Annotated in this window: 6 protein-coding genes; 3 read left to right on the forward strand and 3 right to left on the reverse strand. The window is 65.2% G+C overall.

Going from position 1 to position 4577, the window contains the following annotated elements:
* Positions 1 to 409, forward strand: a 409-nt coding sequence (locus tag ACNPM4_RS04775) for a hypothetical protein (protein WP_448984872.1), incomplete at its 5' end; no start/stop codon positions are given.
* A gap of 35 nt (positions 410 to 444) precedes the next feature.
* On the opposite strand, the gene ACNPM4_RS04780 is transcribed toward ACNPM4_RS04775, so the two are convergent.
* Genes ACNPM4_RS04780 through glf form a run of 3 tightly spaced genes read right to left on the reverse strand, consistent with a single transcriptional unit; the run spans position 445 to position 3117 of the window.
* The gene (locus ACNPM4_RS04780) at positions 445 to 1179 is read right to left on the reverse strand and encodes an ABC transporter ATP-binding protein (RefSeq protein WP_029261990.1); all 735 of its coding nucleotides are present in this window, start codon (positions 1177 to 1179) and stop codon (positions 445 to 447) included.
* Positions 1179 to 1970 (reverse strand): ABC transporter permease, encoded by a 792-nt coding sequence (locus ACNPM4_RS04785; protein WP_029261991.1) that lies wholly within the window; start codon positions 1968 to 1970, stop codon positions 1179 to 1181. The genes ACNPM4_RS04780 and ACNPM4_RS04785 overlap by 1 nt, the downstream gene beginning before the upstream one ends.
* A 10-nt stretch (positions 1971 to 1980) precedes the next feature.
* Complete coding sequence (gene glf, locus ACNPM4_RS04790; RefSeq protein WP_029261992.1) at positions 1981 to 3117, reverse strand: UDP-galactopyranose mutase; 1137 nt, start codon at positions 3115 to 3117, stop codon at positions 1981 to 1983.
* Positions 3118 to 3178: 61 nt separating this feature from the next.
* Between glf and ACNPM4_RS04795 the strand changes: the two genes are divergently transcribed.
* Both ACNPM4_RS04795 and ACNPM4_RS04800 read left to right on the forward strand, forming a co-directional pair.
* Positions 3179 to 3607, forward strand: coding sequence for a GtrA family protein (locus ACNPM4_RS04795; RefSeq protein ID WP_372467181.1), 429 nt, complete (start codon positions 3179 to 3181; stop codon positions 3605 to 3607).
* On the forward strand, positions 3600 to 4565 hold the full coding sequence (locus ACNPM4_RS04800) for a glycosyltransferase family 2 protein (RefSeq protein WP_051662319.1): 966 nt from the start codon (positions 3600 to 3602) through the stop codon (positions 4563 to 4565). Before ACNPM4_RS04795 ends, ACNPM4_RS04800 begins: the two co-directional genes overlap by 8 nt.
* The last annotated feature ends 12 nt before the right edge of the window (positions 4566 to 4577 follow it).

The following is a 4577-nucleotide window of genomic DNA, read 5'->3' on the forward strand; positions in this document are numbered from 1 at the left end:
GTCGACACCGACGCCGACACCGACGCCCACGCCGACAGCCACCGCTGCTCCCGAGCCGGAGCCGACACCGGCCCTCACTCCTCCGCCCGCGACCGATCCCACCGTCGAGGTGTTCCGCGGACAGGTGAGCGGATGGCTGAACTCCGCACCCCGCGGGCTCGACATCATCGCGGGCGCCAGCGGGCAGGACGCCCTCCCCGTCGTCGACACGCTGCAGCAGGACGCGCAGCGACTGTCGGATGCGCAGGCGCCTTCATCCATCGCCTCGAAGTGGTACGACGGTGTGACGGATTACGCCCAGCGTCTCACGCAACTCCAGGCGGCGATCACGAACGATTCCGGTGTCCCCGCTGCCGTGGATGCGGCACGGAAGTCCGTCACCGCCCTCCGGAGCCTGGTGGGTCTCTGAGCGGACCGTCGATCAGCTCGTCGAAGCGCTGATCGCTACACCGCGTAGTCGGCGTTGTAGCGGTCCAGCACCTCGGCGATCGGCGCATCCAGCGCCAGCGCGCCCTTGTCGAGGTAGAGTCCGCGGGTGCAGAACCGTCGGAGATCGCGCTCGTTGTGGCTGACGAAGAACAGCGTCCGTCCCTCGGCCAGCAGCTCGTCGATGCGCTTGTAGCACTTGTCGCGGAAGGCCTTGTCGCCGACGGCGAGCACCTCGTCCACCAGCAGGATCGGTTCGTCGAGCTGGGACACGACGGAGAACGCGAGCCGGACCTTCATGCCGTTCGAGAGGTGCTTGTAGGGCGTCTCCTCGAAGCCGGCGAGCTCCGCGAACGCGATGATGTCGTCGTAGCGACGGGATACCTCGTCGCGGGACATCCCGTGCAGGCCGGCCGTCAGCCGCACGTTCTCACGCACGGTGAGGTCGCCCACGAATCCGCCGGTGATCTCGATCAGGGGGGCGACGCCGCCGTTCACGGAGACGGTCCCCTCGTCGGGGAGCAGAACCTTGGCGACCAGGCGGAGCAGCGTGGATTTGCCCTGCCCGTTGCGTCCCACCACGCCGATCGATTCCCCCGGTTGCACAGTGAAGGACACATCACGGAGCGCCCAGAACTCACCGGGACGCGAACGTCGCGAGGAACCGGAGAAGAGGTCCTTGAAACTGCGTCGGCCCCTCCGGTTCCGGCGGAACCGGACTCCGAGACCCTGCACTTCGATCGCCGCCGACATCACAGCTCCTTCAGCACAGGTCGTTCGAGGCTCCGGAAGGTCCACACACCGAGAGCGAGGATGACGATGCACATCACGGCACTGATGACCACCGGCGCGGTCTGCCACAGGTCGGGGAAGAAACCGACCCGGTAGAGCGTGAAGATGCCCGCGAGCGGGTTGAACGCCCCGATGGTGTCGAAAGGCGCCGGGAGATCACGGAAGCTGTAGATGACGGGCGACGCGTAGAACAGGGCGCGGAGAATCAGCGCGGTGGTGCGCTCGAGATCCGAGTACAGCACGCAGAGCGGGGCGACCAGGAGCCCGAGTCCGACCAGCAGCATGATCTGCAGGAGTACCGCGACCGGAAACCAGAGCAGCATCCAGTTCACATGAGCGCCGCTGAACACGGCGAAGAGGACGAGCACCGGAATCGAGAGCAGGAACTCGATCCCCTTGCTGAGCACGATGCGGTTCACCCAGATCGAGCGCGGGATCGCCGTGGACCGCACGAGCCGCGCGTCCTTCTTGAACGCCCGGGTGAAGTCGGACACCGAGGTGTTGAACCACACCCAGGGCAGCAACGCGACGATGAGGAAGACGATGTACGGATCTTCGCCGACGCTCCTGTTGAAGACCTGCGTGAAGACGAACCAGTAGATCGCGCTCATGACGAGCGGATCGAGGATCGACCACAGGTAGCCGAGGGAGCTCGTCGCGTACCGGACCTTCAGGTCGCGGGCGGACAGCAGCCACAACGAATGCAGATAGCGCCGGGGCGTCCCGGGCGCCCCGACAGCAGCGTGACTCACGATGTCGAGTCTAGGAGAGAGTGTTGTTCCAGAGCGACAGCGCCGAGCCGATGGCCATGTGCATGTCGAGGTACTGGTACGTACCGAGCCGGCCGCCGAAATGGACCGCCTTCTCCCCCTTGGCGAGTTCGCGGTAGGCCAGCAGCCCTTCCCGGTCGGCCGGGGTGTTCACCGGGTAGTACGGCTCGTCCTCGCGCTCGGCGAAACGCGAGAACTCGCGCATGATCACCGTCTTGTCCTGCGCGTAGACGTCCTTGCGCTCCGGGTGGAAGTGCTTGAACTCGTGGATGCGGGTGTACGGCACATCCATGTCCGGGTAGTTCATGACGCTCGTGCCCTGGAAGTCGCCCACGTTCAGCACTTCCTGTTCGAAGTCGAGCGTCCGCCAGCTCAGCGCCCCCTCGGTGTAGTCGAAGTAGCGGTCGACCGGTCCGGTGTAGACGACCGGGAGTTGACCGACGGTCGCCTTCTTGCTGAGCGGCTGCGCGTCGTCGAAGTAGTCGACGCCGAGTTTGACCTCGATGTTGGGGTGGTCCGCCATGCGCTCCAGCCACGCGGTGTAGCCGTCGGTGGGAAGGCCCTCCCAGGTGTCGTTGAAGTAGCGGTTGTCGTACGTGTAGCGCACGGGAAGGCGGCTGATGATGTCGCCCGAGAGCTTCTGCGGATCGGTCTGCCACTGCTTCGCGGTGTAGTCGCGGAAGAAGGCCTCGAAAAGGGGGCGCCCGACGAGGGCGATGCCCTTCTCCTCGAAGTTCGCGGCCGTCTTGGCATCGAACTCGCCCGCCTGCTCCTTGACCAGTGCACGCGCCTGGTCGGGCGTGTACGCCGACTGGAAGAACTGATTGATCGTGCCGAGGTTCACCGGCATCGGGAAGACCGTGCCCTTGTGCGTCGTGTAGACGCGGTGGACGTAGTTCGTGAAGCTGGTGAAGCGGTTGACGTACTCCCACACCGTCGCGTTCGAGGTGTGGAAGAGGTGCGCACCGTAGCGGTGGACCTCGATGCCGGTCTCGGGCTCCGCCTCGCTGTAGGCGTTGCCGCCGATGTGAGGGCGGCGGTCGATGACGGTTACCTTGCGGCCGGCTTCAGCGGCGCGCTCAGCGATGGTGAGGCCGAAGAAACCCGACCCGACGACGAGAAGATCCATGCACCAATCGTATCGGCGGCGAGTGCCCGAACCTGCGCGTGTCGTCTGAGAGACTGGAACCATGCCGAATCGAGTCGGCGGTGCCGTGCGCCGCATCTGGAGCCACAGCGCGGTTCGCTACCTCGTCATCGGCGGATTCTGCTTCCTGGTCGATGCCGGATTGCTCTGGATCGCTCACGACCTCCTCGGCGTGCCGCTCGCCATCGCCACCCCCGTCGCCTTCCTCGCTTCGTTCGCCGTCACCTACACGCTGCAGCGGGTCGTCGCGTTCGCCTCCGATTCGAAGGTCGTGCCCAGCGTCGCCCGGTACACCGCGCTGGTGATCTTCAACACGATCGCGACGACGGCGATCGTGTGGTTCGTCGACTCGCTCGGTGGCGGATGGTTCGTCGGCAAGGTGCTCGCCGTGATCGCGACCACCGTCTGGAACTACTTCGCCTATCGTTACTGGGTGTTCACCAATCCACCGGCTCGGAGTTCGGATGTATAAGAATGCGGTCATCGCGGCCGTCGTCCCCGCGTACAAAGAAGAGAAGATGATCGCGAAGGTCATCCAGACGATGCCGGACTACGTCGATCACATCGTGATCGTCGACGACTGCAGCCCGGACGGGACCAGCGACGTCGTCCGCAGCATCGAGGATCCCCGCGTGACGCTGATCCGTCATGAGGAGAACCAGGGCGTCGGCGGTGCGATCATCACCGCGCACCGGACCGCGATGGACCTGGGCGCGGATGTCAACGTCGTGATGGCGGGCGATGCGCAGATGGACCCCGATTACCTGCCCACACTGCTGGACAAGGTCACGGACGGCGGCTTCGGGTTCGCCAAGGCCAACCGCTTCTACTCCCCCGAGTCGTTCCGCGGCATGCCGGGGTATCGAGTGTTCGGCAACGTCGTGCTCTCCTTCTTCACGAAGCTGGCGTCCGGCTACTGGAACCTCTTCGATCCGCAGAACGGGTACACGGCGATCCGCACCGAGGCTCTCGCACGGGTGCCGCTCGAGCGCGTCGCGAAACGCTACAGCTTCGAGAACGATCTGCTCATCCACCTGAACATCCTCCAGGTTCCGGCGACCGACGTGCCCATTCCCGCGGTGTACGGCGACGAGGTCTCCAGCATCCGCTTGAGCAAGGTCGTCCCCGAGCTTCTGCACCGGTTGACGGTCGGCTACTGGTCGCGGATCTGGTACCGCTACGTGCTGTGGTCCTTCTCCCCCATCGCGCTTCTGCTGTTCATGGGCCTGCTGCTTTTCGTCGTCGGGCTCGGCATCGCCGTCTGGGTGATGTTCCAGATCGCGAGCTCGGTCGTGGCGACCGCAGCCACGGTCATGCTCGCGGCGCTCCCGCTCATGATCGGGACGCAGATGCTGATCAGCGCGCTGCAGCTCGACATCCAGGCGACGCCCTCGACGCCGACGTACTCGCCGTTCGACGCCAGGGTATGAAAGAGCGGGGCG

The sequence above is a fragment of the Microbacterium umsixpiens genome (assembly GCF_053543675.1).

Coding starts and splice junctions, on each gene's coding strand:
- glf (WP_029261992.1), bottom strand. CDS start 3,117: ATGGATCTTCTCGTCGTCGGGTCGGGTTTCTTCGGCCTCACCATCGCT.
- ACNPM4_RS04780 (WP_029261990.1), bottom strand. CDS start 1,179: ATGTCGGCGGCGATCGAAGTGCAGGGTCTCGGAGTCCGGTTCCGCCGG.
- ACNPM4_RS04800 (WP_051662319.1), top strand. CDS start 3,600: ATGTATAAGAATGCGGTCATCGCGGCCGTCGTCCCCGCGTACAAAGAA.
- ACNPM4_RS04795 (WP_372467181.1), top strand. CDS start 3,179: ATGCCGAATCGAGTCGGCGGTGCCGTGCGCCGCATCTGGAGCCACAGC.